At 65.0% G+C, this 25063-nt stretch carries 25 protein-coding genes; 10 read left to right on the top strand and 15 right to left on the bottom strand.

What is annotated here, in order from left to right:
• Position 1: 1 nt before the first annotated feature.
• Positions 2-1075: a PDDEXK nuclease domain-containing protein gene (locus tag AC07VY_RS02505; protein WP_495096154.1), complete on the bottom strand. Its 1074-nt coding sequence runs from the start codon at positions 1073-1075 to the stop codon at positions 2-4.
• 100 nt (positions 1076-1175) lie between these two features.
• The gene (locus AC07VY_RS02510; protein WP_495096155.1) at positions 1176-1949 is read right to left on the bottom strand and encodes an RNA polymerase sigma factor; all 774 of its coding nucleotides are present in this window, start codon (positions 1947-1949) and stop codon (positions 1176-1178) included.
• A 90-nt stretch (positions 1950-2039) separates the two neighbouring features.
• Here AC07VY_RS02510 and AC07VY_RS02515 point away from each other — a divergent pair, with 90 nt between their 5' ends.
• On the top strand, positions 2040-2630 hold the full coding sequence (locus tag AC07VY_RS02515) for an ATP-dependent Clp protease proteolytic subunit (RefSeq protein WP_495096156.1): 591 nt from the start codon (positions 2040-2042) through the stop codon (positions 2628-2630).
• 72 nt (positions 2631-2702) lie between these two features.
• On the opposite strand, the gene AC07VY_RS02520 is transcribed toward AC07VY_RS02515, so the two are convergent.
• From AC07VY_RS02520 to phaP, 3 genes are all read right to left on the bottom strand, one after another.
• A complete protein-coding gene (locus AC07VY_RS02520; RefSeq protein ID WP_495096157.1) occupies positions 2703-4556 on the bottom strand; it encodes an Hsp70 family protein in 1854 nt (617 codons plus the stop codon).
• The gene (locus AC07VY_RS02525) at positions 4553-5110 is read right to left on the bottom strand and encodes a DUF2760 domain-containing protein (protein ID WP_495096158.1); all 558 of its coding nucleotides are present in this window, start codon (positions 5108-5110) and stop codon (positions 4553-4555) included. The genes AC07VY_RS02520 and AC07VY_RS02525 overlap by 4 nt, the downstream gene beginning before the upstream one ends.
• A 229-nt stretch (positions 5111-5339) precedes the next feature.
• Positions 5340-5852: a TIGR01841 family phasin gene (gene phaP, locus AC07VY_RS02530; protein ID WP_495075784.1), complete on the bottom strand. Its 513-nt coding sequence runs from the start codon at positions 5850-5852 to the stop codon at positions 5340-5342.
• 177 nt (positions 5853-6029) lie between these two features.
• Here phaP and lipA point away from each other — a divergent pair, with 177 nt between their 5' ends.
• From lipA to pssA, 3 genes are all read left to right on the top strand, one after another.
• Positions 6030-7019: a lipoyl synthase gene (gene lipA, locus AC07VY_RS02535; RefSeq protein WP_495096159.1), complete on the top strand. Its 990-nt coding sequence runs from the start codon at positions 6030-6032 to the stop codon at positions 7017-7019.
• Entirely contained in the window at positions 7020-10433 is a 3414-nt protein-coding gene (locus AC07VY_RS02540) for a DEAD/DEAH box helicase (RefSeq protein WP_495096160.1), read from the top strand.
• Positions 10434-10582: 149 nt separating this feature from the next.
• Positions 10583-11209, top strand: coding sequence for a CDP-diacylglycerol--serine O-phosphatidyltransferase (gene pssA, locus AC07VY_RS02545; protein ID WP_495075782.1), 627 nt, complete (start codon positions 10583-10585; stop codon positions 11207-11209).
• A 73-nt stretch (positions 11210-11282) separates the two neighbouring features.
• Here the strand turns inward: pssA and AC07VY_RS02550 are convergent, their stop codons facing one another.
• From AC07VY_RS02550 to AC07VY_RS02580, 7 genes are all read right to left on the bottom strand, one after another.
• On the bottom strand, positions 11283-11840 hold the full coding sequence (locus AC07VY_RS02550) for a hypothetical protein (protein ID WP_495075781.1): 558 nt from the start codon (positions 11838-11840) through the stop codon (positions 11283-11285).
• Between the two features lie 34 nt (positions 11841-11874).
• Complete coding sequence (locus AC07VY_RS02555) at positions 11875-12894, bottom strand: extracellular catalytic domain type 2 short-chain-length polyhydroxyalkanoate depolymerase (RefSeq protein ID WP_495111283.1); 1020 nt, start codon at positions 12892-12894, stop codon at positions 11875-11877.
• Between the two features lie 518 nt (positions 12895-13412).
• The gene (gene ptsP / locus AC07VY_RS02560) at positions 13413-15230 is read right to left on the bottom strand and encodes a phosphoenolpyruvate--protein phosphotransferase (RefSeq protein WP_495096162.1); all 1818 of its coding nucleotides are present in this window, start codon (positions 15228-15230) and stop codon (positions 13413-13415) included.
• A 43-nt stretch (positions 15231-15273) separates the two neighbouring features.
• Positions 15274-15543 (bottom strand): HPr family phosphocarrier protein, encoded by a 270-nt coding sequence (locus tag AC07VY_RS02565; protein ID WP_495075778.1) that lies wholly within the window; start codon positions 15541-15543, stop codon positions 15274-15276.
• Positions 15512-15955 (bottom strand): PTS sugar transporter subunit IIA, encoded by a 444-nt coding sequence (locus AC07VY_RS02570; protein WP_490592060.1) that lies wholly within the window; start codon positions 15953-15955, stop codon positions 15512-15514. Before AC07VY_RS02570 ends, AC07VY_RS02565 begins: the two co-directional genes overlap by 32 nt.
• 31 nt (positions 15956-15986) lie before the next feature.
• On the bottom strand, positions 15987-16505 hold the full coding sequence (locus AC07VY_RS02575) for a hypothetical protein (protein WP_495096163.1): 519 nt from the start codon (positions 16503-16505) through the stop codon (positions 15987-15989).
• Positions 16506-17207 carry a DUF4197 domain-containing protein gene (locus AC07VY_RS02580; protein ID WP_495096164.1) on the bottom strand — a complete coding sequence of 234 codons (702 nt, stop codon included), beginning with the start codon at positions 17205-17207 and terminating at the stop codon, positions 16506-16508. It abuts the gene before it with no gap.
• Between the two features lie 14 nt (positions 17208-17221).
• Here AC07VY_RS02580 and AC07VY_RS02585 point away from each other — a divergent pair, with 14 nt between their 5' ends.
• The 6 genes from AC07VY_RS02585 (at position 17222) to AC07VY_RS02610 (ending at position 22415) form a co-directional block, all read left to right on the top strand.
• Positions 17222-17725 carry a TlpA family protein disulfide reductase gene (locus AC07VY_RS02585; protein WP_495096165.1) on the top strand — a complete coding sequence of 168 codons (504 nt, stop codon included), beginning with the start codon at positions 17222-17224 and terminating at the stop codon, positions 17723-17725.
• Between the two features lie 123 nt (positions 17726-17848).
• The gene (locus tag AC07VY_RS02590) at positions 17849-18337 is read left to right on the top strand and encodes a GNAT family N-acetyltransferase (protein ID WP_495075774.1); all 489 of its coding nucleotides are present in this window, start codon (positions 17849-17851) and stop codon (positions 18335-18337) included.
• Positions 18338-18431: 94 nt separating this feature from the next.
• Positions 18432-19031 carry a methylamine utilization protein gene (locus AC07VY_RS02595; protein ID WP_495096166.1) on the top strand — a complete coding sequence of 200 codons (600 nt, stop codon included), beginning with the start codon at positions 18432-18434 and terminating at the stop codon, positions 19029-19031.
• Positions 19028-21400 (top strand): putative bifunctional diguanylate cyclase/phosphodiesterase, encoded by a 2373-nt coding sequence (locus AC07VY_RS02600; RefSeq protein WP_495096167.1) that lies wholly within the window; start codon positions 19028-19030, stop codon positions 21398-21400. Before AC07VY_RS02595 ends, AC07VY_RS02600 begins: the two co-directional genes overlap by 4 nt.
• 83 nt (positions 21401-21483) lie before the next feature.
• A complete protein-coding gene (locus AC07VY_RS02605) occupies positions 21484-21705 on the top strand; it encodes a hypothetical protein (RefSeq protein WP_495075771.1) in 222 nt (73 codons plus the stop codon).
• An 83-nt stretch (positions 21706-21788) separates the two neighbouring features.
• The gene (locus AC07VY_RS02610) at positions 21789-22415 is read left to right on the top strand and encodes a LysE family translocator (protein WP_495096168.1); all 627 of its coding nucleotides are present in this window, start codon (positions 21789-21791) and stop codon (positions 22413-22415) included.
• Positions 22416-22490: 75 nt separating this feature from the next.
• Here the strand turns inward: AC07VY_RS02610 and AC07VY_RS02615 are convergent, their stop codons facing one another.
• From AC07VY_RS02615 to AC07VY_RS02625, 3 genes are read right to left on the bottom strand one after another with little or no spacing between them, the layout of a single operon-like run.
• Positions 22491-23951, bottom strand: coding sequence for a diguanylate cyclase domain-containing protein (locus tag AC07VY_RS02615; RefSeq protein WP_495096169.1), 1461 nt, complete (start codon positions 23949-23951; stop codon positions 22491-22493).
• 24 nt (positions 23952-23975) lie between these two features.
• Positions 23976-24632 carry a DUF599 domain-containing protein gene (locus AC07VY_RS02620; protein WP_495096170.1) on the bottom strand — a complete coding sequence of 219 codons (657 nt, stop codon included), beginning with the start codon at positions 24630-24632 and terminating at the stop codon, positions 23976-23978.
• Positions 24629-25054 carry a DUF6691 family protein gene (locus tag AC07VY_RS02625; RefSeq protein WP_495096171.1) on the bottom strand — a complete coding sequence of 142 codons (426 nt, stop codon included), beginning with the start codon at positions 25052-25054 and terminating at the stop codon, positions 24629-24631. The genes AC07VY_RS02620 and AC07VY_RS02625 overlap by 4 nt, the downstream gene beginning before the upstream one ends.
• Positions 25055-25063 lie beyond the last annotated feature (9 nt).

The raw sequence follows: 25063 nt of genomic DNA on the forward strand, positions 1-25063 counted from the left end.
GTCATTCAGAATCGTCTTCCATGGATGTGTCGCCCTTGGCCAGCTCGCGCTCAATCTGCTCAATGCTGGGCAGGCTGGTCAGCAGCTCCGCGGGCAGGGATTCGAGCAACTTGTATTCTGCGATGCCCATGGGCTGGCTCTTGTCGCCCAGGGCGTATTCGGCCACGATCTTGTTTTTGCTTTTACACAGCAGCAAGCCGATGCTGGGGTTGTCCAGCGCACTCTTGAGCTGGCGGTCTACGGCGGTAAGGTAAAAACCCAGCTGCCCCAAATGCTCGGGCTTGAACTTGCCACCCTTGAGTTCAATCACCACATAGCAGCGCAGCTTGAGGTGGTAGAACAGCAGGTCGATGAAAAACTCGTCCCCGCCCACGTCCAGCAGCACCTGCCGTCCAACGAACGCAAAGCCCGCACCCAGCTCCAGCAAAAATTCGGTGACATGCTGGACCAGGGCGTTTTCAACCGCACGCTCCTGCGCCTCGTCGGTCAGTCCCAAAAAGTCGAAGCGATAAGGATCTTTGACCGACTCGCGGGCCAAGTCGGACTGCGGCTTTGGCAAGGTTGCTACGAAATTGGTGACTGCCGCACCGCTGCGCGCCAGCAGGCGGGTTTCAATCTGCATGTTCAGCACATTGCGCGACCAGTTGTGCTCCACGGCCTTGGCGGCATACCAGCGGCGCTCTTCCGGTGTATCCAAGCGCTCCAGCAAGACCAGGTTGTGGCCCCAAGGCAATAGTGCAACAGCCTGTTGCACAAACTCCGCGTCCGGCCAGGCCTGGGCAAAGGCGCGCATGTACTTGAGGTTGCGCGGAGAAAAGCCCTTCATGTCCGGAAAGGCGGCACGCAAATCATGCGCCAGCCGCTCAATAACCTTGGCGCCCCAGCCCTGTGCGGCCTGCCGTGCCAGGATGTCCTGCCCCATCTGCCAGTACAGCAGCACCAGCTCGCGGTTCACGGCCAGCGTGGCGCGCTGCTGGGCGGCGTGGATGCGCCCTTTCAGATCGGCCAGCCAGTCGGCATAGCCTTCTGGGGGCGGAACCAGACTGGCCGGCACCGTGTTGGCGTTGCTACTCATACTTTTTCTCTCCTTGCCGCCTTCGAAGCCGATGGGGTTGGCGCGCGAACCGAGGGCTCGATGCTAATCGAGCTATTCGCAGAATCCAGGCGGATGCGCACTACAGCAGCACGGCTTCCGGCTCGGGCCGCACGCCCAGGGGCAGCACGCACAGCCGGACGCCGTCCAAGCTGAGCACCAGGCCCAGTTGGCCGCCTATCTGCACGACGCCGCAGGTGGTCGCAGGCGGCGCTGTCGTGGTTGCTACCGCCAGCGTGGACAGAGCCGCCAAGGCGCTGATCGGCGGCTGGCGCAGCATCGCCCACAGGGTCTGCGGATCGCGCAGCTGCAGCGACTGCAGGTAGAGGCGGAAAACGGTCTCTTGCTCCACCGTTGGCTCCGTATCGGCGCCGGGGCCAGCCGCTTGGCGCAGCCGCAACAGCGCCCGGCGCAGCTGCTGCCGGCTCGCAGCTTCGGACCGGCCGCTGGCTTCTGCGATCTCGGCGTGGGTGACCTCGAAGACCTCGTGCAGCAACAGGGCTGCGCCATCTTCCGGCGCCAGCTGGGCCGCGAGCAGGCGCAAGGCGTGGGTGGTTTCCTGCGCCAGCGCCGCATCCATCTCGGCCGAGGGGGATGTGGCGTCGTCAGCGTCCATCCCGGCCAGCCATTGCTGCATCCAGTCGCGGCGACGCAGGCGGTCTATGGCCAGGTTGCGCACCACGGTGAGCAGCCAGGCCTGGGCAACAAAGGGCGCCTGCGTGTCTGGTGTCAGCGCGCGCAGGTAGGCGTCCTGCACAGCGTCCTCGGCTTCCGCCGGGCCCAGCAAGCGGGTAGCGGCACGCAGCAGGCGGTGGCGGTCGGCGTCGATCAGGGCCCAATGGTGTTCGTCGTACATGTCTACATGGTGCCATAGGGTGGCTTGGGGGGTGATGTCACGAAAGCTAAGCCCCATTCGTCAAGGCAGTTCAACCACAAGGACTCCGATATGGACACCCCAGACACCACCCCGCCCTCCAGCGCCACCGAGCCGCGCACCTCCTACCTGGAGGAAAAAGCTTTCAAGTCGCGTACCTTGCTGATTTTCGGCACCGTCACCGACGTGATGGCCGCCGACGTGGCGCGCAGGCTGATCGCGCTGGACGCCGACAGCGCCGACCCCATCGACGTGCTGGTGAGTTCGCCGGGCGGCCACCTGGAGTCGGGTGACGCCATCCACGACATCCTGCGCTTCATCGCCGCGCCGGTGAACATGGTCGGCACCGGCTGGGTTGGCAGCGCCGCCACCCATTTGTTCCTGGCCGTGCCGCGTGCGCGGCGCTACTGCCTGCCGAACACGCGCTTTCTGATCCACCAGCCCAGCGGCGGCGCCGGCGGGCCGGCCAGCGACATCGCCATCCAGGCGCGCGAGATCGTCAAGGCCCGCGAGCGCATCGCCCGCACCATCGCCCGCGAAACCGGCAAGCCGCTGGAGGACGTACTGGTCGACATAGAGCGGGACCGCTGGCTGTCGGCCGAAGAAGCGGTGGAGTACGGCCTGGTGTCGCGCACCATCGAGCGCAAGACCGAGCTCAGGTAAGCGTGATGCTCCATTTTTAATAGCTGCCTGCGCAGGTAGAACCTGCGCCAGAGGTCGATTTCTTATAAATCCTTACTGCCCGTCGGCACGGACTTCGAACTCGATCTTCCAGCCGTCCCCGCCGTTGCGTGGAATCGCGTGCAGCTCCAGCGTGCCGGCCTCGGTGACGGCGGCGCGCAGCTTGACGGGCACCACCTCGCCGGGCGCACGGCCGTCGGCAGGCAGATGGGCTTCGATCTCGGCCAGCTCTTGCAGCTCGTCCGGGGTCCAGAAGTCCAGCAGCATGCCGACCGCGTCATCCCGCCGCACGGACGAGCCGAAGAAGCGGAAGCGCACGGCTTCGCCGACCACCAAGCCAAACTCCTGCGGCGGCAGATCGGCTTGGCTGCCTTCTTCCATGCCGAAGGGCGCCACGCACAGGGCTTGCACCGGCGGCTCCAGGCCGGGCACGGCGGGCATGGCGGATTCAATGCCCACGTAGTAGGACTGGGCCGTGCCGCCGCGGATGCGGATGCCCTGGCCTTGGCGCACCGTGCCGTAGTAGGCGGCGCCGCGGGCTACCGCGTAGTCCAGGTCGGCACCGTCGAGCAGGCGTGCCGCCGGCGCGCCTTCTGCGGTCAGCCAGCTGTTCAGCGTGGCCAGGGTGCGCTGCACCAGCAGGTCCGACTTGAACACGCCGCCGTTGAACAGCACGGCCGTGGGGTGCAGAAAACTCGCGTCCAGCGCGGGCGCAAAGCCGCCGAGGGCCGCAGTGGCGCCGACCTGGCGGCCCAGCAGCGCGGCCAGGTGCCGGGTGACGGCCGCGTCCTGCGCATACGGCAGGCCCAGTTGGGTCAAGCCCGCACGGGCCCGGCTGATGGGGCGGGCGCTGCTGTCCACCTGGGGGAAGAAGCCTTCCAGGATGGTGGCGGTGAGCGCTTCGCGGCGCAGCTCGGCGCTGATGGAGCCGCCGATCAGGCGCGCGCCGCGGCTGGGGATGACCAGCGGAACCGACTGCACCTCGGCGTCGCTGAGCAGCTTTTCCTTGGCCAGCCGGCAGGCATAGGTGAGGGCGCGCAGCTGCCAGGCGTCCAGCGATTTGCCGTCCGCCGCCAGCTGGCGCGCCACACCATGGGCCAGGGCCAGGTCCATGTTGTCGCCGCCGAGCAGGATGTGCTCGCCCACGGCCACGCGGTGCAGCTGCAGATTGCCTTCGGATTCGACCACGGCGATCAGCGAGAAGTCGCTGGTGCCGCCGCCTACGTCGACCACCAGGATCACGTCGCCGACCTTGACCTGTTTGCGCCAGCCGCCGCCGCTTTGGGCGATCCAGCTGTACAGCGCGGCCTGCGGCTCTTCCAGCAGGGTGACGCCGGTGTAGCCGGCGGCCTGGGCGGCCTCGGCCGTGAGTTCGCGCGCGGCGGGGTCGAAGGACGCGGGGATGGTCACCGTCAACGCTTGCTGGTCGAACGGGGCTTCAGGGTGCTCACTGTTCCAGGCGTCGCGCAGATGCGCCAGGTAGCGGGTGCTGGCCTCCAGCGGCGAGATGCGCGCTACCTCGTCGGCCGCCGCACCGGGCAGGTCCGGCGGCAAGATGGCCGCGCGCCGGTCCACGCCGGGGTGGCAGAGCCAGCTCTTGGCGCTGGACACCAGGCGGATCGGCGTTTGCGCGCCGTGGCTGCGTGCCCATTCGCCAAGCACGCCCGTGGGCGCAGCGTCCCAGGGCAAAGCCAGGTCGCCGGGGGCGAATTCGCTGCCGTGGGGCAGGTAGATGAAGGACGGCAGCAGCGCGTAGTCCTGCACCGCGCCAGGGCCGCTTTGCTGCGGTATGGGCAGTATCTGCGGGGTGGCGCTGGGGTCGTTCAGGTCGGTAAACGACAGGGCGCAGTGGGTCGTGCCCAGGTCGATGCCGATGGCGTAGCGGGCAGCGTTTGGAGCTGCACTCACAGTTCCACCTCGGCCGCGGCGATGACATGCGGATCGTGGCCCTCGGTGGTGCGGGGCAGGCGCACGTCGGTGGCTTTCCAGCCCGGGTGGCGCAGCGTGCCACGGAAAGGGGCTTGGCCAACCACATTGCCCGTCAGGCGCACGCTGCAGGCGTCAAAGCCGGCATCCAGCACCACGCGGCTGCCTTCGGCCTCGCTGCGCGCAGGCACCAGGGTGAAATGCTCTTGCAGCACCTTGCGGCAGCCGGTGTGCACTAGGCGCGCGGCGCCGCCAATGTCGGCGTCGGAATAGGCGGCCACGTCTTCCTGGATGAAGTCCACAAACCGGGCTTCGCGCTGCAGCAGGCCCAGCAGTTGCAGGGCGGCGTCGGGGGTAGAGACTTTCACCGCAGGTGCGGGCGTTGGCACGGGCGCGGGTGGCGCAACGGGAGACGGGGCGGGTGCGGCCGGCACGCCGTCACGCAGTGCTTGCAGGCGGGCGGCCAGGGCGCCATCGCCCAGCACGGCAAATGCCAGGGCCAGGCGGCTGAAAAAAGAGGGGCTTTGACTCGGCATTCATTTCTCCACAAATAATTTAGGCACAACGCACCCCTCCAAGGACACCGTAGAACCGGCTTTGCCGGGCTACTGGTGTCGCCCCCTGCAAGGGGGTTGGCGCAAGACGCGTAGCGCTGCAGCCTGGGGGTGAGTCAAGTCCTTCCACAAAGACAAACGGCCCGGTGATCCACCAGGCCGCAGGGCATATTTTGTCAGGGATGGACGCCGTAGCGCCCGGGTGCAGGGTTTAAGCCTTGGCTTCCAGCGTGGCTTCCACGGTTTCCACTGCCTTGTCGGTGGCTTTCTTGGCTACTTGTTGGGCGGATTCGATGGCGTTGGTGGCGGCAGCCACAGCCGACTTCACCAAGGCCACGGCGTTTTCACTGCCGGCTGGGGCATTTTTGGCAGCGGCTTCCACGAAGCTGCTGATTTCAGCCTTCGCATCGCTTGCAGCCGCTTCCACGTATTCGCGCACTTCGTTGCCGCTGGAGGTCACGATGGACTGCACATGGCGCAGGTAGGAAGCGGCCTTTTCAGGAGCAGCCTTCAGGGCCTGGCTTTGCAGGTCGGCGAAAGCCTGGGGGTTTTGGGCACCGGCCAGGGTCTGGCTGGCATCGGCGGCTTCTTGCAGCGTGGCCTTGGCGGCTTGCAGGTTCAGGCGAACCAGGCTTTCAGCGCTGCCGAACAGGGAGTTCGACAGATCGAACAGGCCGGCAACAGCGGATTTTTGGGTGGCGAGGATGTTTTCGAAATTCAGCATGGATAGCTCCAGTGGTAGTAAACGGTGGTAGTCAGGTCGGGCAGTACAACAATATGTTGCACTGCAACATAATCCAAACTATACGCCCCAAGTCATGGCAATTCCAAGACAGCAAGCTCTAATCTAGAGGCCGGGCGATAATCCACCCCCTGGCAAACCATTCGAAGCACCACGCCCATGAGCACCAATGAAGTCGTCCGCGACGCGCAATCCGTAGAGTCCTACAACCCGCTGGCCAAGCAGAAAGCGGGCGCCAAGCTGTCGCGCATCCCAGTCAAGGTCGTGCAAGGCGAAGTGTTGAAGAAGCCGGAATGGATACGCGTGAAAGCCGGTTCGCCCAGCACCCGGTTTTACGAAATAAAACAAATTTTGCGCGAAAGCAATCTGCACACGGTGTGCGAAGAAGCCAGCTGCCCCAACATCGGCGAGTGCTTTGGCAAGGGCACGGCCACCTTCATGATCATGGGCGACAAGTGCACGCGCCGCTGCCCATTCTGCGACGTGGGCCATGGCCGCCCTGACCCGCTGGACGTGGACGAGCCGCTGAACCTGGCCAAGACCATCGCCAAGCTGAAGCTCAAATACGTGGTGATCACCAGCGTGGACCGTGACGACCTGCGCGACGGCGGCGCCCAGCACTTTGTGGATTGCATCAAGAACATCCGCGAGCTGTCTCCAGAAACCCAGATCGAGGTGCTGGTGCCCGACTTCCGTGGCCGTGACGACCGCGCTTTGGAGATCCTGAAACTGGCCCCGCCGGACGTGATGAACCACAACCTGGAAACCGCGCCGCGCCTGTACAAGGAAGCCCGCCCCGGCTCCGACTACCAGTTCAGTCTGAACCTGCTCAAAAAATTCAAGGCCCTGCACCCCAACGTGCCCACCAAGAGCGGCATCATGGTCGGCCTGGGCGAGACCGACGAAGAAATCCTGCAGGTCATGCAGGACATGCGTGACCACAACATCGACATGCTGACCATCGGCCAGTACCTGTCGCCCAGCAACAGCCACCTGCCGGTGAAGCGCTACGTGCACCCCGACACCTTCAAGATGTTCGAGGAAAAGGCCTACGCCATGGGCTTCAGCCATGCCGCCGTGGGCGCCATGGTGCGCTCCAGCTACCACGCCGACCAACAAGCCGAACACGCATTGGCCGCCCAGCAATAAATGGCAACTGTCGGGGGCCTGTGGTTCAACCCTAGAAACCTGGGCAACTTCGTCTCCAGCGCGGTGCTGGAGCGGGGCCTGACCCTGTACCGGGGCCAGAAGGTGCTGGACATGGAAGTCCGCGCCATCGACAACGGACGCTGGCAGCTCAGCGGCGCGGTACAGGGCAGCGAACGCAGCCCGTACACGCAAAACATCCGCCTGCACATCAATGTGCACGGCATGCTGACGCACTGGGATGCCGACTGCAGCTGCCCGGTGGGCGTGGACTGCAAGCACGCGGTCGCACTATCGCTGAAGGCCGCCTACCGCACCCAGACCAGCAACACCCCGCCACCGGCCAAACCGCCGACCGAGGCGGAGCTGGCCGCCGCCCGCCAGGCCGCAGCCGAGCGCAGCCGCGCTGCGGCGCAGGCCAAGGTGGGCCACTGGCTGGCCCAGTTCGATGCGCTGGAACGCGGCCCCTCGGCCGCCCATACCGAGCTGTGGGAGAGCTTTGTCTATGTGCTGAGCCCCAGCCCCGGCGCGCATCTGGCGGGCATGCTGGAGCTGCAGCTGCACAAGGCACGGCCCAAGAAAAACGGCGACTGGAGCAAGCCCAAGAGCCTGTCCACCCTGCCCACGCCCGGCCATCCCATGTGGGACGACGCCAGCCCGCAAGACCAGGAGCTGCTACTGCTACTGAAGGGCCAGAGCGTGGCCTCGCCCAGCCCGTCCTACGGCATCAGCGCCGTGGTGGCCGGTGCGGCCGGCCTGCTGGCGCTGCAGCTGGCCTCCGCCACCGGGCGGCTGTTTGCGCTGGCCGACGGCGGTTTTCTGGGCAAAACCCTGCAGTGGAGCCCACCGCGCGACATGGCCTGGGAATGGCAGGCCAGCAAGGACAGCAAGGCCGATGAGCCATTCTGGAACCTGCGCGCCAGGCTAGACGGCGGCCAGGACACTGCGCAAATCTACGCCAACCACCCGCCGCTGTACCTGGACCTGGCCCAGGGTGCCTGTGGCCTGGCACAAACCCAGGGCATACCCGCCGCCCAGTTGCCCCTGCTGTTGAACGCGCCACCCGTGCCACAGTCCGCCCTGCAGCCGCTGCAGGCACCGCTGTTACGCCGCCTGGCCGCCGTGGCCATGCCGCCCACCTTGACGCCCCTGCCCACGGCGCAAGGCGTGAAGCCCGTCGGCCATCTGCACATATCACCTGTCAGCCCCAAGAATGAGGCTACCGAGGGCCTGCTACGGGCGCAGCTGAGCTTCGACTATGCGGGCCTACGCGGCAGTTGGGACCACTACGAACACACGGTACTGGTGCAAAACGGCAGCACCCGCACCTTGCTCTTCCGTGACCTGGACACCGAAGCTGACCTGCGGGGTCAGCTGGATCGCCTGGGCCTGCTGGGCTCACCCACGGAGGGCTACCACATTCCGGGCCGCATGTCGCAGCAGCCCTGGCTGGACTGGGCCGATACCGACTTTGCCGTGTTCCGCACAGCCGGCTTCCAGGTCAGCCAGGATGACGCCCTGCAGCACTGGCTGCAGCGCGCCGATGTGCTGCAGGTGGAAATGCAACCCCAGGGCGCAGCCGACCCTGAGGCATCGCCCTGGTTCGACCTGTCGCTGGGCATGGAAATCAACGGCCAGCGGCACAACATCCTGCCCTGGCTGCCCAGCCTGCTGGCGCAGCTGGCCAATGCCCCGGTGGATGCGCACAGCGGCGAACGCGTGCTGCCGCCCCATGTCTTTTTGCGCCAGCCCGAGGGCGATGCCTTCATCCGCGTGCCCACCGAGCCGCTGCGGCCCTGGCTCTCGGCCCTGCTGGAACTGGCGGGCAGCCGCCAGCACGACCTGGGCGGCGACAGCCTGCGCCTGAGCCGCATGGAGGCGCTGCGAGCCGGTGCAGCACTCGGCCAGGGCGCGGTATGGAGCGGAGCCCAGGCCCTGCAGGAGCTGGTAGCCCAGCTCGCCGGCCAGCAAGCCCTGCCCGAAGTGGCCCTGCCCGCCAGCGTGCAGGCCAGCCTGCGGCCCTACCAGCAGCAGGGCCTGAACTGGCTGCAGTTTCTGCGCCGTGCCGGGTTGAACGGCATCCTGGCCGACGACATGGGCCTGGGCAAGACGCTGCAGACCCTGGCCCACATCCAGGTCGAAAAAGACGCCGGCCGGCTGAGCAACCCGGCGCTGATCATTGCCCCGGTGAGCCTGATGGGCAACTGGCAGCGCGAGGCCCAGCGCTTCTGCCCCGGCCTGCGCACCCTGGTGCTGCACGGCGCCGACCGCCACGAGGTGGCCGACACCACGCATGCGCACGACGTGGTGATCGCTCCGTATTCCCTGCTGCAGCGCGACCGCGACGGTTGGCTGCAAGCCCCCTGGCACACGGTGGTGCTGGACGAGGCGCAGAACATCAAGAACGCCAGCACCCAGGCCGCGCAGGTGGTGGGCGAACTGAACACCCAGCACCGACTGGCGCTGAGCGGCACGCCCATGGAAAACCACCTGGGCGAGATCTGGAGCCTGTTCCACTTTCTGATGCCCGGATTTCTGGGCAGCCAGGCGCAGTTCAACACCCTGTTTCGCGCGCCCATCGAGAAGGCCGGCGACAGCGAGCGCCTGGCCCAGCTGCGCCGGCGCATCACGCCCTTCATGCTGCGCCGGACCAAAGCCCTGGTGGCGCACGAGCTGCCGCCCAAGGTGGAAACCGTGCTGCGCGTGGAGCTGGCCGGAGCCCAGGCCGACCTGTACGAAACCATCCGCCTGAGCACCGAGAAAGCCGTACGCGAAGCCCTCAGCGGCAAGGGCCTGGCCAAGTCGCACATCACCATCCTCGACGCCCTGCTCAAGCTGCGCCAGGTCTGCTGCGACCCGCGGCTGCTGCCGCTGGAAGCGGCGCAAAACATGCAGCAGTCGGCCAAGCTGGAGCAGCTGATGGAAGTCCTGCCCGAGATGCTGGCCGAGGGCCGCCGGGTGCTGCTGTTCTCGCAGTTCACCAGCATGCTGGCGCGCATCGAGGTCGAGCTGAAAAAACGCGGCATCGCCTGGACCAAGCTCACTGGCCAGTCGCAAAAGCGCGACGAGATCATCGAGCAGTTCACCAGCGGCGCGGTGCCGCTGTTCCTGATCAGCCTGAAGGCCGGTGGCGTGGGCCTGAACCTGCCGCAGGCCGACACGGTGATCCATTACGACCCTTGGTGGAACCCGGCGGTGGAGGCCCAGGCTACCGACCGCGCCCACCGCATCGGCCAGACGCAAAGCGTGTGGGTGGTGAAACTGGTTGCCCAGGGCACCATCGAAGAACGCATACTGGCCCTGCAGGACCGCAAGGCCGCGCTGGCCGAGAGCATGTACAGCGGCGCCCAGGCCCGCAAAGAGCCGCTGTTCTCGGAGGATGATCTGCAGGAGCTGCTGAAACCGCTATCGAAATAAGAGCTGCCACCGCAGGTATTACCTGCGCCAGCGGCCTATTTCTTATAAATCCCCGACGACCGGACTGCGGCGCAGGTGGCCTAGCGCAGCCACAGCCGCTATCCTTGGCGGGTCGACCACCTACTTGCACGCAAAGGAATTGATATCCCATGACACCCGGTACACCGCCCAAGCCGTTTTCGATGATCCGCGAATTCCACTTGGCCGATTGGTTCACTCTGGCAAACGCCGTGTGCGGGGTGGGCGCGCTGTTCTCCATCATGACCTACCTGGAGATACGCGACGTGCGGCACGTGTACTTTGCCTGCTGGCTGGTGCTGGCGGCCTTTGTGTTCGACGTGCTGGACGGCAAGATCGCCCGCTGGCGGCAAAAGACCTCCATCATGGGCCGCGAGCTGGACTCGCTGGCCGACGTGATCTCCTTCGGCGTGGCCCCCGCCATCATTGCCTACGGCTGCGGCATGCAAGGCCTGTACGACCGCATCGTGCTGGCCTTCTTCGTGGCCTGCGGAGTGTCGCGCCTGGCCCGCTTCAACGTCACGGCGGAAATGCTGTCTGACGGCGGCGACAAGGTGAAGTACTTCGAGGGCACGCCCATTCCCACCTCCATCGTGCCGGTATTTGTGATGGCACTGGCCGCCTGGTCGGGTGCGCTGCGCGAGAACCTGTGGTTCGGCAGCATGGAGCTGGGCGGCTTCCACTTCCACCCGCTGGTGCTGATGTTTGCCGTGTCGGGCTCGCTGATGATCAGCCGCATCCGCATCCCCAAACCGTAACCGCTATAAATTCAGGAGCTACCAGCGCAGGTACTACCTGCGCCAGAGCCCGATTTCCCTTAAATTCCGCAGGCTAGCGCCAGAGCTTCTGCGATACCCAGTAGCCGTAGTCCACCTCGATGTTTTCCTGCAGGCCCACCAGGTTGGTGGCCTGCTGGCTGAGCAGTTGGCCGAACTGGGCGGCCAGGTTGTACTGCTGCTCGACCAGCTTGGACATGGTATTGGCGCGCTTGCCCTCCTGGTACTCCTTGGCCAGGCCGGTGCAGCCAACCACCCAGGCTTGTTGCTGCTGTTGCAGGCGGCGCAGCACGGCCGCCTGCATCTGACCCATCTCCTGCCAGATGTCGGTGCTCCAGGCCTGGGGCAGCAGCGCCGCGGTACTGGCCGCATTGCCACTGATGCGGGCAAACCACTGGCCCATCAGGATCTGGAAGGTCTGCATATGCTGCACCGGTCCCGGGGTGGCGGCTCGGGTCGCATGGGCGGTCTGGGCCATGGCGATGGGCACGACCTCGGTGATGGCAGTGACCGGCGTAAGCGCGGCTGCAGAAGGTGTGGCAGGTGCTGGCACCAGGGCAACAGCGTTGGTGGTGTTGCTGGCGGCAGTGGAAGAATCGGCTTTCTTGGGCATGGTGGGCTCCTGGTGTGTGGGTATAGACCGTGACTTAGCCGCCCAGGCGGCTGAGCATGCTGTGGATGGCCTTGATCTGGATAGCTTCGCGCGAGTAGTAGTCGGGCTTTTGTGCGTCGGGGCTGGAATAGCCCCACCAGTCCCAACAGCCCTCGGGGTTCTGCGTTTCACCGTCGTCACGGCCCTCGGCCTGGGGGTAGAGCACGATGATGTTGTTGCTATCGGCCATGTGGTTATAGCCGGTGGTGGTGAAGTAGCGGTTGCCGTAGGGCGGCTGGTTGCTGATGTCGGCCCGGCCGTACACATAGTCCACGTAGTTGTAGCCCTGCTTGCAGCCATGCAGGGCAATGTGCACACGGGCCGGCGCACCCTCTTCCACCGCCTTGGGCACGTAGGCATAGCCAAAGTCGCTCATGCTGGCGCGCTTCTGCTTGCCAAAAAATTCGGTCTGGTCAAAGCGCAACATACGCCCGGTCAGCTGTTCGGCCGGCGGGTTCAGCGGGCCGTAGATATGCTGCAGGATGTGGTGCGACTGCATGAAGCCGCCGTTGTTGATGTAGGGAGGCTGGTTGGTATGCAGCACCGAGTCTTCGGGGTTGTCGGTCAGGATGGAGTGGCCGGCGTCCAGGCTGTTGTCGTAGAAGATCTGCGCGGGCTTCACGCCCAGCAACTCGTAGAAGCGGCGGGTGCGCTCCACCACGTCGGAATACACCACGGTGTCGGCCTTGCCTGTGAACAGGTAGACCTTGTCGTCGGCCAGGTTGTCGATGGCGTCGATCTGGTTGGCCGAAGCGGTTTCGCGCGCCAGCTGGGCCAGCAGCGCCGGGTTCGGCCCGGCATTGGGCAGCAGCGGGTTCATGCAGATATAGAGCGCGTTCTGCGCAAAAGCGTCTTCGTCCAGCGTGGCCGGCGCGTGGTAGGACTCGACACAGCGAAACGGCCCGCCCGCAATAATGCCCGCGCCGCAAAAGCTGGCCGAATGCGCCAGGTGCAGCTGCACCGTCATGAAAGCCCCGGACGACAGGCCAGAGACCGAGCTCTGTCCTTTCTGCACCGCATAGTCCCCGAGCTGGACTATCTGTGAATTTAAGCTGACGACCATATCTGCTTTCCTCCCGCTTAAGAACCTGTTCATGGTCTATTTGGGGCCACGCAGCTGCCTTCTCGGGAGGGGCTGGTAGGCGCGGCTCGCCGCCAATAGCCCGGCTATGGGCAAGAGTCGCAACGCCCCAGACTGCCCGAGAAGGCAACTGCCCTACGGGTTGGGGAGAAATCGGGCGATTTGCCCGCCATCACCCTTGCATGGGCAGGGAGCCCATGCTGCGGGCGCTGACAGCCAACTCATCCCGATTGCTCCCCAACGTGGCCCCAAATAGACCATGAACAGGTTCTCCTGACCGAAGTCGGCAAATTTCAGGCCACAGCCGGGACGGTCACACCACCCGGTCAGGGCACAGGCCGCCCCTGTGCCGGGGTACGGCGCCGCGATGTTGCATTGCAGCAATTTGCGCCATCGCACTCTAGCATGGCGAAAGATTTTTGTGGGGACAAAACCCGGCGCCGGCCAGGATTTCAGTAGGTGCTCAGCGGACCCATGCCGGAATCCCACTCCACGCCTTCGCTGCGGGCGCTCAGCGGCAGGTTGATGGCCTCCGACGGGTCTTCGGACTGCAGCACGCCCAGCGCCCAGGGTGCCAGGCGCGAGGTGTCGGCGCGCAACACCTCCTGCTTCACGGCCAGGATCTGCGCCGGGTGCATGGAGAAGCTGCGCAGACCCAGGCCCAGCAGCAACCGGGTCATGGACACATCGCCGGCCATTTCGCCGCAGACACTGACGCCCTTGCCCTGCGCATGGCAGGCCTGGATGGTGTCGGCCAGCAGGCGCAGCACAGCCGGGTGCAGCGGGTCGTACAGGTGGGCCACCGACTCGTCGGCACGGTCAATCGCCAGGGTGTACTGGATCAGGTCGTTGGTGCCGACCGACAGAAAGTCAAAGTACTTCAGGAATAGCGGCAGAGACAGGGCTGCAGCCGGAATCTCGATCATGGCGCCCAGCTTGAGCGGGCCGTAGGCAATGCCCCGGTTGTCCAGCTCGGCCCGGGCGAAATCCAACAGCGACAGGGTCTGGCGGATCTCGCTGCCGTGCGCCAGCATGGGGATCAGCAGATTCACCTGGCCGTGCACGGCGGCCCGCAGAATAGCGCGCAACTGGGTCAGGAACATGGCCGGATCGGCCAGGCTCCAGCGGATGGCACGCAGGCCCAGCGCGGGGTTGAGGTGGGTGTCTTCCTTCTGGCCCTTGTCCAACGGCTTGTCGGAGCCGATATCCACCGTGCGGATGGTGACCGGCATGCCCTGCATGCCCTCCACCGCGCGGCGGTAGGCCTGGTACTGTTCTTCCTCGTCGGGCAGGCGGCCCTGGCGCCCCATGAACAGGAATTCGCTACGGAACAGGCCCACGCCCAGGGCGCCGGCCTCCACCGCGCCAACAGCGTCTTCGGGCATCTCGATATTGGCCAGCAGCTCGACCTTCTGGCCGTCCAGGGTGATGGCCGGGGTATGGCGCAGGCGCACCAGGCGCTCGCGCTCCAGCGTGCCCTGGCGCTGCTTGAAGCCGTATTCGGCCAGGATGATGGTAGACGGGTCGATGATGACCACGCCGGCGTCGCCGTCGATGATCACCCAATCGTCCTGGCGCACCAGCTGGCTGGCGGTGCGCGCGCCCACCACGGCGGGGATGTCCATGCTGCGCGCCACGATGGCGGTGTGCGAGGTCTTGCCGCCCACATCGGTCACAAAGCCGGCGAACACGCTTTGCTTGAACTGCAGCATGTCGGCCGGCGACAGGTCGTGCGCAATCAACACCAGCGGCACGGCCAGGTTTTCGTCGGGGAACAGGCCTTCACCGGACTTGCGCCGCGCCGGCACGGGTGGTGCAACGGGCGACACCACGCCCTTCATGTAGCGCAGGATGCGCTCGACCACCTGCTCCAGGTCGGCTTTGCGCTCGCGCAGGTATTCGTCCTCCATCTCGTCGAACTGGCGCGAGATGATCTCCAGCTGGGTGGTCAGCGCCCATTCGGCGTTGTACAGGCGGTCGGTAATCCAGTGCTTGATGCCGATGGTCAGGGTTTCGTCTTCCAGCAGCATCAGGTGCACGTCAAGCAGGGCCGCCAGCTCGTGGGGCGCGTCCTTGGGCATGTCGTGCTGCAGGCGCTGTAGCTCGTCCACCACCGCATTGCGGCCAACGCGCACGCGGTTGATCTCGGCCTCGACCTGGTCGGGCGTGATGAAGTAATGCGCCACCTCGACCCGGCTGGAGCCCACCAGCACGGCACGCCCGATGGCAATGCCGCGGGCAACAGGAAGACCGTGGATGGAAAAAGTCATGGATGAATTATCAGCAGTAAAAGTGACGCGGCCATGCCGTCAATTACTGTCCTTCACCAAACTTGTCGTCAATCAACGCCAACAGCGCGTCCATGGCCTCTTGCTCTTGCGGGCCGTCGGTGTCGATAACCACGGTGGAGCCTATGCCTGCGGCCAGCATCATCACGCCCATGATGCTCTTGGCGTTCACGCGGCGTTCGCCCCGGGCGATCCAGACCTCGCAGGGAAAACTGCCCGCCAGCTTGGTGAGCTTGGCGGACGCGCGGGCATGCAGGCCCAATTTATTGCTGATGGTCGTAGTGGCTTTGATCATGCTTCTTGCGGGCTTGGTTCTGGGGTGCGGTGATGGCGACTTGCATGATGCCCTGCGAACCGCCAATCAGCGCACGGGACACCAGGGCCTCCAGCGATTCATGGCGGTAGCTGACAGTGCGCAGCAGCATGGGCAGGTTGACGCCAGTGATGAGCTTGGACTTGACGCCATCCACCAGCTTCTGCGCCACATTGCAGGGCGTGGCACCGAACACGTCGGTCAGCACCAAAAAATGGGAAGAACGCATCTGCTCCATGGCGATGCGCGCCATGGAGAAGGTCTCTTCGGGAGATGTATGGGGCTGTACGTCCAGCGCTACCACGCCCTCCGCGCAGTCGGGGAACACGTGCAACGCGCATTCGCGCAAGGCATGGGCCAACGGAGCGTGGGCGATGATGAGGATGCTGTTCATAGCGCTTTATTATGGTCTGAGCCGGTTTGGCTCATTCAAGTTTCAATCCGGCGAAAAAAGTATCGGCTACGGCGGTATCCGGCTGGTCGGCCAGCACCAGCGCATGGAACAGGTCCAGGCCGGCCGGGCTGCGGCGGGCAAACCACACAGCCTGGGCGCTAAAGATACGGCCATCCGCCCGCTGGCCTTGGGCCTGCAAGCGCAAGCCGGCGGGCTGGGGCGCACTGCCAGGCAGGGCAAACGGTTGCTCCTGCACCGCGCTGGCGTGCCAATTCACCAGCGCGGCGCTCTTCCAGCCGGCCAGGGCCTCATCGGCCCGCGACGGGTCGGCCAGGCGTACATGGGAGACGGCAAAGGTGGCGCCACCGGCCTCGCAGCCTTGCATATCCAGCGACACGCTGGCGCCGGCCATGGGCACCTCGCGGCTGCCTTTGTCGGGTTTGCAGGGCAGCAGCATCTGCAAGGCATGCTGGTCAGATCGCACGCTGCGCCAGTTCAGCGTGGGGCTGCAGGCCGCCAGGGCCAGCACAAACACGGGCAAACAGCGCATTCAGGAAGCGCCAAACACCTTTTTCAACAGCGCACTGCCGGTACCCACCGGGTCCTGACGGATGTTCTTTTCCTGCTCGCCAATCATCACGTACAGGCCGTCCAGGGTTTTGCGGGTGATGTACTGCTGGATGGAGGCATCCTCCTGCTTTAGCAGACCCAGGCCCACGGCCTTGCCAGCCAGTTGGTTGTATTTCTCGGCGGCGCCCACGCGCTCTGTGGCCTGGGTGACCACCGGCAGAAACTTGCCAAACAGCGGCTCACGGGTTTTCTCGGCGAAAAATGTGGTCATGGCGGTGTCGCCGCCGCTCAGGATGTTCTTGGCATCGGTAAAGCTCATACTCTTCACTGCGCTGACCAACTGGTCCTTGGCCAGAGGCACGGCGGCCTCGGCGGCGCGGTTCATGGCGGTGACAAGCTCGTCCACGCGCTGGCCCTGGCCCAGCTTTTTCAGCCATTTGGCGGCGTCATCCAAAAAACCAGGCAGGGGAATGCGAACTTTTTCATTGCCCAGGAATCCATCGGTGCGGCCCAACAAGCCAACGGCCGCCACAGCGGACTTCTCCAGTGCGGCCTTCAGTCCCTGAGAAGCCTCTTTGTCACTCAGGTCGGACAGCGACAGGGCATGCACCTGCTGCGCCGTGCCCCAAAGCAGCACGACCAGCGCAGAAAGTGAAGCGGAATTAAAATCGCGGCGTTCCATAGGGTCCCCTAGAAATGAAAAAAGCCATCTACATAGCCGGTATCGCAGCCATTCTGGCCGCAGGTTCAGGGGCCTATTATCTGACTGCAGGCAGCAGCAATGCGGCACCCATGGCCACCTATGTGCTACTGGACGGCAGCCAGAAGACCACCGCCGACCTCAAGGGCCGGGTCACCCTGGTGAACTTCTGGGCCACCAGCTGCGTCACCTGCGTGGGTGAAATGCCCAAGATCATCGCCACTTACAACAAATACCATACCCAGGGCTTTGATACGCTGGCGGTGGCCATGTCCTACGACCCGCCCAGCTACGTGGTGAATTACGCGGAAACCCGCAAGCTGCCCTTCCAGGTGGCCATAGACAACACCGGTGCGGCCGCCAGCGCCTGGGGCCAGATACAGCTCACACCCACCACCTTTCTGGTCAACAAGCGCGGTGAAATCGTCAAACGCTTCGTGGGTGAACCTGATTTTGACGACCTGCACCGCCTGATCGAAAAACTGCTGGCAGAAGCCTGAGGCACCTCCAGCGCAGACAGCAACTGCGGCGGGAGCTACAAAAACAATAGCACACCGCATTCTTGGACGGAAGTCCACTGCACAGGACTAAACTGGTGGCGTTGCTTTTCTCTAACGCCCGCCTTGACCACTCCATTGATTGAGATCGTGACGCCCACGTCCGAGGGTGCGCTGGACGCCACCCGCAGCATCTTCCAGGAATATGCGGCCCAGTTGGGTATCGATCTGTGCTTCCAGTCTTTTGACGAAGAACTGGCCCAGCTACCCTGGGACTACGCCGCGCCGCGCGGCAGCTTGCTGCTGGCCCTGGTGGACGGTGAAATCGCCGGCTGCTGTGCCCTGCGCCCACTGGACAATGTGGACTATGCCAATGCCTGCGAAATGAAGCGCCTGTTTGTGCGCAAGGCCTTCCGAGGCTTCGGCCTGGGACGCCAACTGGTCGAGGCCACCCTGGACAGCGCACGCTCGATTGGCTACAGCTACGTGCTGCTGGACACACTGGACGACATGGAGGCTGCCCGCACCTTGTACGAAGACCTGGGCTTTCAGGGCATTCCTCCGTATTACCACAACCCCATTCCCGGCGCGCACTATCTGATGGCAAGTATTTGAAGCTGAAGCCGCGCCAGCCCGCCAAGCACCGCGCGTATTACGTATTAATATCCCACAGCGTTCTGCCCAGCGCACCTCCACCAAGATCACCAACATGCGCTTACCTTTGCTGTTCGGCTCCCTGCTTTGTGCCGCTGCGCCCGCGCTGGCGGCAAAGCTGCAGGTACAAGTGCAGGATGACGCCGGGCGGCCGCTGAGCGAAGCCGTGGTGTTCCTGGAGTCGCGCGAGGCACAGGCTGCCGTCAAACCGCTGCAGGGCGCCGAAGTGGCGCAGATCAACAAGCAATTCGACCCGCAGGTCCGTGTGGTCACCGTGGGCACCGCCGTCAACTTCCCCAACCAGGACACGGTACGCCACCAGGTGTACTCGTTCTCGCCCACCAAGACCTTTGAGCTCAAGCTGTATGCGGGCACCACCGCCAACCCGGTGGTCTTCGACAAGCCCGGCATCGCCGTGCTGGGCTGCAATATCCACGACAAGATGGTGGCCTGGATCGTGGTGGTGGAGACGCCCTACTTCGGCCGCAGCGGTGCGGATGGCAAGTTCCAGCTCGACAACATTCCGCCTGGCAACTACCGCCTGCGCATCTGGCATGCCAACCTGCCCGTGGGCGCGCCCGCGCTGGACCAGCCCCTGGCGCTGGCTGCCGCCGGTGGCAACCTGAGCGTGCGTGTGCCAGGACTGGTTCCATGAAGCGACGCTGGACCTGGTGGCCAGACATAGGCGGTTGGCGCCTGTCCACCCGCATCGTGATGATGTCGCTGGTATTGCTGCTGGTGGTGCAAGCTGCCGGTCTGCTGGTCGTGCGCGCCAGCATAGAGCGCAATGCCCGCAGCCAGATTGCCAACGAACTCCAGCTGGGCGAACGCGTATGGCGTCGCCTGCTGGACCAGAACGCAGAAAAACTGCGCCAGGGCGCGGGCCTGCTGGCCGGAGACTTCGGCTTTCGCGCCGCCGTCAACTCCGATGACGTAGAAACCATTCGCTCGGCCCTGGACAACCAGGGCGCCCGCATCGGCGCCACGGTATCCGCCCTGCTGGACAACCAACTGGCCCTGCGCGCCACCAACTACACGCCCGACACCCCGGCCCTGAGCGATGTGCTGGCCCAGATCGCCACGCCACTGTCACGCAGCGAATCGGGGGGCACCGTGGCGCTGGTAGGCAACACGGCCTACCAGTTCGTGATGGTGCCGCTGCGTGCCCCGCTGGTGATTGGCTGGGTACTGATGGGCTTCCCCATCGACCAGTCGCTGGCCAACGACATGCTGGCGCTGTCCGGCCTGCATCTGGCCATGCTGACGCAAGCCCACGGCCAAGCCGTCCAGGTCGGCATTTCCACCCTGTCGCCTACGGTGCTGCAAACCCTGCAGACCACGGGGGTCAGCGCAAGCGAGCTGCAGGACGACGGCGACACCCTGGTCATACGGCACGTCAATCTGCATGCAGTGACGGGCAATGTGCAAGTGCTGCTGCTGCGCTCGCTGAGCGAGGTGGTCGCCCCGTTCCAGAAGGTGCAGCTGGTGCTGCTGGTCATCAGCCTGCTGGGTGTGGTCCTGTTCGGCCTGGGCAGCACCTGGGCTGCGCGCCGCGTGACCACGCCATTGCGTTCCCTGGTCGAAGGTGCGGACCGCCTGGGCCGCGGCAACTACGAACAGCGCATGCTCTACACCGAGCGGCGCGATGAGATCGGCGACCTGGCGAACGCGTTTGACCGCATGCGCAAGAGCATCTCCATCAACCGCAACGAGATTCAGCAGCTGGCCTACTGGGACCGGCTGACGCGCCTGCCCAACCGGGTGCGCTTCCGCACCGAAATCCAGGACATCATTGCCCAGCGCAGCCCCAGCGGCAGCAACACGCAGTCCCTGGCCGTCATCACGCTGAACCTGGACCGCTTCAAACACGTCAACGACATCCTGGGCTACGCCGTGGGCGATCGCCTGCTGGTGGCCGTAGCCGAGCGCCTGCTGCTACGCATGGGCGAGCAGGTGCTGGTGGCCCGCCTGGGCGGCGACGAATTTGCCGTGCTGCTGCCCCAGGCCAATGCCGCCAGTGCCATGGTGGTGGCGCAGGCAATTGGCACCTCGTTCGAAGCTCCGCTGACCTACGACGAGCACACGGTGGACCTCAGCGCCAGCCTGGGCGTGGCCTGCTGGCCCCAGCACGCCACCGACGTAGACACCCTGCTGGGCCGGGCCGAAGTCGCCATGTACGCGGCCAAGCGCAAGACCACCGTGACCCAGCTGTACGACCCGGCGCTGGACTCCAGCAGCAAGCAAACCCTGTCGCTGCTGTCCGAGCTGCGCCACGCGGTGGAACACAACGAGCTGCGGCTGTTCCTGCAGCCCAAGATTTCCCTGGCCACCGGCCGGGTAGTGGCCGCCGAAGCCCTGGTGCGCTGGCAGCATCCGCAACGCGGCCTGGTGCCGCCGGACAGCTTCATTCCTTTTTGCGAGCAGACCGGCTTTGTGCGCCAGCTGACGCTGTGGATGTTCAATGAAGCCGCCCGCCAATGGGCCCAGCTGCAGCTGCCCAACCAGCCGCTGCGCATCGCCGTCAACCTGTCAACCCGCGACCTGCTGGACCTGGACTTTCCGGCCCGGCTGGAGGCCCTGCTGTCCAAACACGGCGTGGCGCCCGAAGGCTTCTGCCTGGAGATCACCGAAAGCGCTATCATGGACGATCCGCTGCGCGCCGAAAGCACGCTCAAACGACTGTCCGACCGGGGCTTCAAGCTGTCCATCGACGACTTCGGCACCGGCTACTCGTCCCTGGCCTACCTGAAGCGCCTGCCGGTGGACGAGTTGAAGATCGACAAGTCCTTTGTGATGGCCATGGAGCGCGAGGTTGACGACGCCAAGATCGTGCGCTCCACCATCGACCTAGCCCACAACATGGGCCTGACCGTGGTCGCCGAGGGCGTGGAAAACGCCGCCATCTGGGACCTGCTGCGCGAGCAGGGCTGCGACGAGGCCCAGGGCTACCACATGAGCCGCCCCGTGCCGGTGGCCGATTTCATGCTCTGGCGCGAACGCTGGATGCAACGCGCCGAAGCCTGAGCCAGCACCCACGCCGCATGGCGCAAAATGGCATCTAGCGCGGGCTCTCAAGCCCGCTTTGCCACCCTCCAGAAAGTCCCTCCATGAACGCAGTCAAACTGTTTGCCATTGTCCTCATCGCCGCCGGCACCCTGGCCCTGGTGTACGGCAGCTTCAGCTACACCAAGGACACTACCGCCGTCAAAATCGGCCCGCTGGAGCTGTCGGTGAAAGAGAAGGAAACCATCAATGTCCCGGTCTGGGCCGGCGTGGGCGCCATCGTGGTGGGTGGCCTGTTGCTCGCCTTTGGTGGCAAAAAGGGCTGACCCAGCCACTATTAAAAACATAGCTGCCGACGCAGATATTGCCTGCGCCGGCAGCCTATTTCTCTTGCAGTTGTGAGGCCCACATGCTGACACTGGATACCTGTATCGCTTTCTTCACCCTGTCGCTACTGCTGGGCTTCACCCCCGGGCCGGACAATATTTTTGTGCTGATGCAGTCCGCCACCCAGGGCCGCAAGGCGGGCTTTGTGGTCACCCTGGGCCTGTGCGCCGGCCTGGTGGTGCACACCCTGGCGGTGGCCTTTGGTCTGGCAGCCGTGTTCGCCGCGTCGGCCACGGCCTTCACCGTGCTCAAAGTGGTGGGCGCGGCCTATCTGGTGTACCTGGCCTGGCAGGCATTCCGCGCGCCGGTGGGCGCGCTGGCATCCAGCGTGGACCAGCAGCCCAGCATGCGCCGCATGTTTTTGCGCGGCTGGATCATGAATCTGACCAACCCCAAGATCGTGTTCTTCTTTCTGGCCCTGCTGCCACAATTTGTGCACGCCGAACGCGGCGCAGTAGCGCTGCAGCTGTGCGCCTTGGGCGGCATCTTCATCCTGACCACGCTGATCGCGTTTGGCACCATCACCTACTTCGCCGCCACGGTCAGCAGCCGGCTGCGCGGCTCCGAATCAGCCCAGCGCTGGCTGAACCGGATGGCGGGCACGGTGTTCCTGGGCATGGCGGCGCGGCTGGCGCTGGCGCAGCGCTGAAAATCAGATTGCTATCAAAATAATAACTCTCAGCGCAAGTATTTCCTGCACTGGAGACCCAAAAGGCATGGACTTCTAAATCGCCAACACGGCTGCGTCGCGCACCGCTAAGGGCGCCATGCTGGCCTTGCCCTTGCCGTTGCGTTTGCTCTCATACAAGGCCTGGTCGGCGCGGTCCATCAGATTGGGCAGGCTCTCCACCGTGCCGCCCAGGAACATCGCAACACCGATGCTGGCGCCCATGGACACGTGCTCTCCGTTGTCCAGCCCCACCGGGGTCAGCATGGTTTGCAATACCTTGTGGGCCACCTCCATCGCAGCCTCGGGTGAGGCCACAGCATTCAGCACCAAGGCAAACTCGTCACCACCAATCCGGGCCGCGGTGTCATTGGCGCGGGCCAGGCCCTGCAAACGCTGTCCTACGCGCACCAGCACCTGGTCGCCACTGCGGTGTCCCAGGCTGTCGTTGACGGGCTTGAAGCCATCCAGGTCGATCAACAGCAAGGCCCCTGGACGGTGGTCGCGGTGCGCCGTCAGCACCGCCTGCGACAGGCGGTCTTCAAATAAGCGGCGGTTGGGCAGGCCAGTCAGGCGGTCGTGGCTAGCCAGTGCCAGCACCTGCTGGTGCGCACGCATCAGGCGCGCACTCAATAAGCCCAGCAGCACAGCAAAAGCGTATGACAGCCAAACCACCAGCGTTGGGGCGCTGCCCGCAGCACGCCAGCCGCCGGTGGGCACAGCCCCCAATAGCCAGCTACCGCCACCGGGCAGGGGTACCTCCAGCGTAGCCGGGTTTTCATTGAACAGCTCGGCGCGCCCCAAAAACACCGCGCCACCGGCACCGGTGGCATCTCGGCCCCGCGCCGCCACCTGAAAGCCCATTTGCTCGGTGGTCAAGCCCACGTCGGCGAACAAGATGTCGGCATTTACCGTCAGCGACACGATGCCCCAGTAGGCGGGCTCGGGGTTGTGCTTGCCGTCCAGCACCGGCGCCAGAAACACGGGCGTACGGCTGGTAATGCCCAGCCCGCCCTGCACCAGCTGTATCGGCCCAGCCACCACGGTGCGACGGGTCTGGATGGCGCGCTCCACCGCACCACGCTGCTGCGGGTTGTCCATGTAGTGCAAGCCCAGGGCCTTCTCGTTGCCCAGGCGCGGATAGATGTCGGCAATGACATTGTCTGGCGCCAGTGCCAGGTTGCGGATATTGCGCTGGTGCTCCAGCAGACGCCCCACCACCGTGGCAAAAATGTCCGGCGGCATACGCCCCTGTGCGGCCACAAAAGCAGCCACCGTTTCCGGTACGGACAGGGTGCTCTGCAGCTGCCGATCCATGCGGTCGCGTATCTGCAGCAAGTGGCTTTGCGCCTGCACGGCAATTTCGGCCTGCGCCTTGTGGTGCGAGATATTGATCACCAGCCAGGCCAACGCGGCAGCCAGGGCCCCGCTGACAACACCCACGGCCAAGGGCAAATGGCGGTTGCGAATCCAGTTCGGAGGAAGGCGGTTGGAAGGTATCTGGCGTGGCGTGGTCAAAACCCCAGTTTATGCGGCACAGATCTAGCCACCCGCCAATGCACTCCGTAGTCCGAACCTGTCAAAACCTACCAGCGCCGCCACCACCAACACGGCCGCCGCGGGGCCGGCCGCGGGGTGCAGGATGGAAGCCAGAATGGCTACCACCAGGATCAGCTGCTTCAGTCCCCAGCTGTACAAAATGCCGGCCCGACGCACGTAGACGCTACCCACTGTGTGCCAGCGCTCGCGGGTAGCAGAGCCGACGGGCATGGCGCAAATAAAGCTGGCATGGTGGTAGTAGCGCACCGCCGTGACCGACGCCACCAGCGACGCCAGCAGCACGGCCAGCAAAAGCAACTCCAGCGCCAGCCGGGCAGTAAAAATGGGCCAGTCGGCTGCGGCGTCGATGCTCGCGTGCAGGGCCGGCACGGCCAGCGTGGCGGTGCCCATCAACCCCAACGCAGAGGTAGAGGCCACCATGGTGGCCGACATCAGCGAATTGCGCAGCGTCTGCACCGCCAGCAGCTCTGAGCCGCTGAGCGCGGACACCGCCGCAAACCACTCCTCGCGCAGCGCGGCATGGGCGCTGCGGGCCAGGCGCTCGGGGTGACGCCGTTGGGCCAGCGCCAATGCCAGCTCATAGCCCACCAGAATCAGCACGGTGGTGAGCGCGGCCAGCCAGCTTGCGTTATCGGTCATGGCTGCTTGGCTGAACGCCGTTCCAGCCACTCAAACAAGCCCATACCCACCAGCATGGCCGCCACGAACGCCATGGCCTTGGCCAGGCCCATACCCACGCCGACCAAGGCCGGGCCCGGGCAGAAGCCCGCTACCCCCCAGCCCACGCCAAACAGCAGACTGCCCAGCACCAGGCGGCGATCGATGTGGCGGGCGCTGGGCAGGCGCATGGGGGCACCCAGCAGCGACGCGCTGCGCCGCTTGGCAACCGCAAAGGCCGCGGCCCCCACGGCGATGGCACCACCCATCACGAACGCCAGCGACGGGTCCCACAGGCCGGCCAGGTCCAGAAAACCCAGCACCTTGGCCGGATTGGCCATGCCGGAGGCGATCAGGCCCAGGCCAAACACCAGGCCCGACAACAATGCAGAGATAAACACCATGGCCAACTC

It is taken from the genome of Rhodoferax sp. GW821-FHT02C08 (assembly GCF_059421805.1).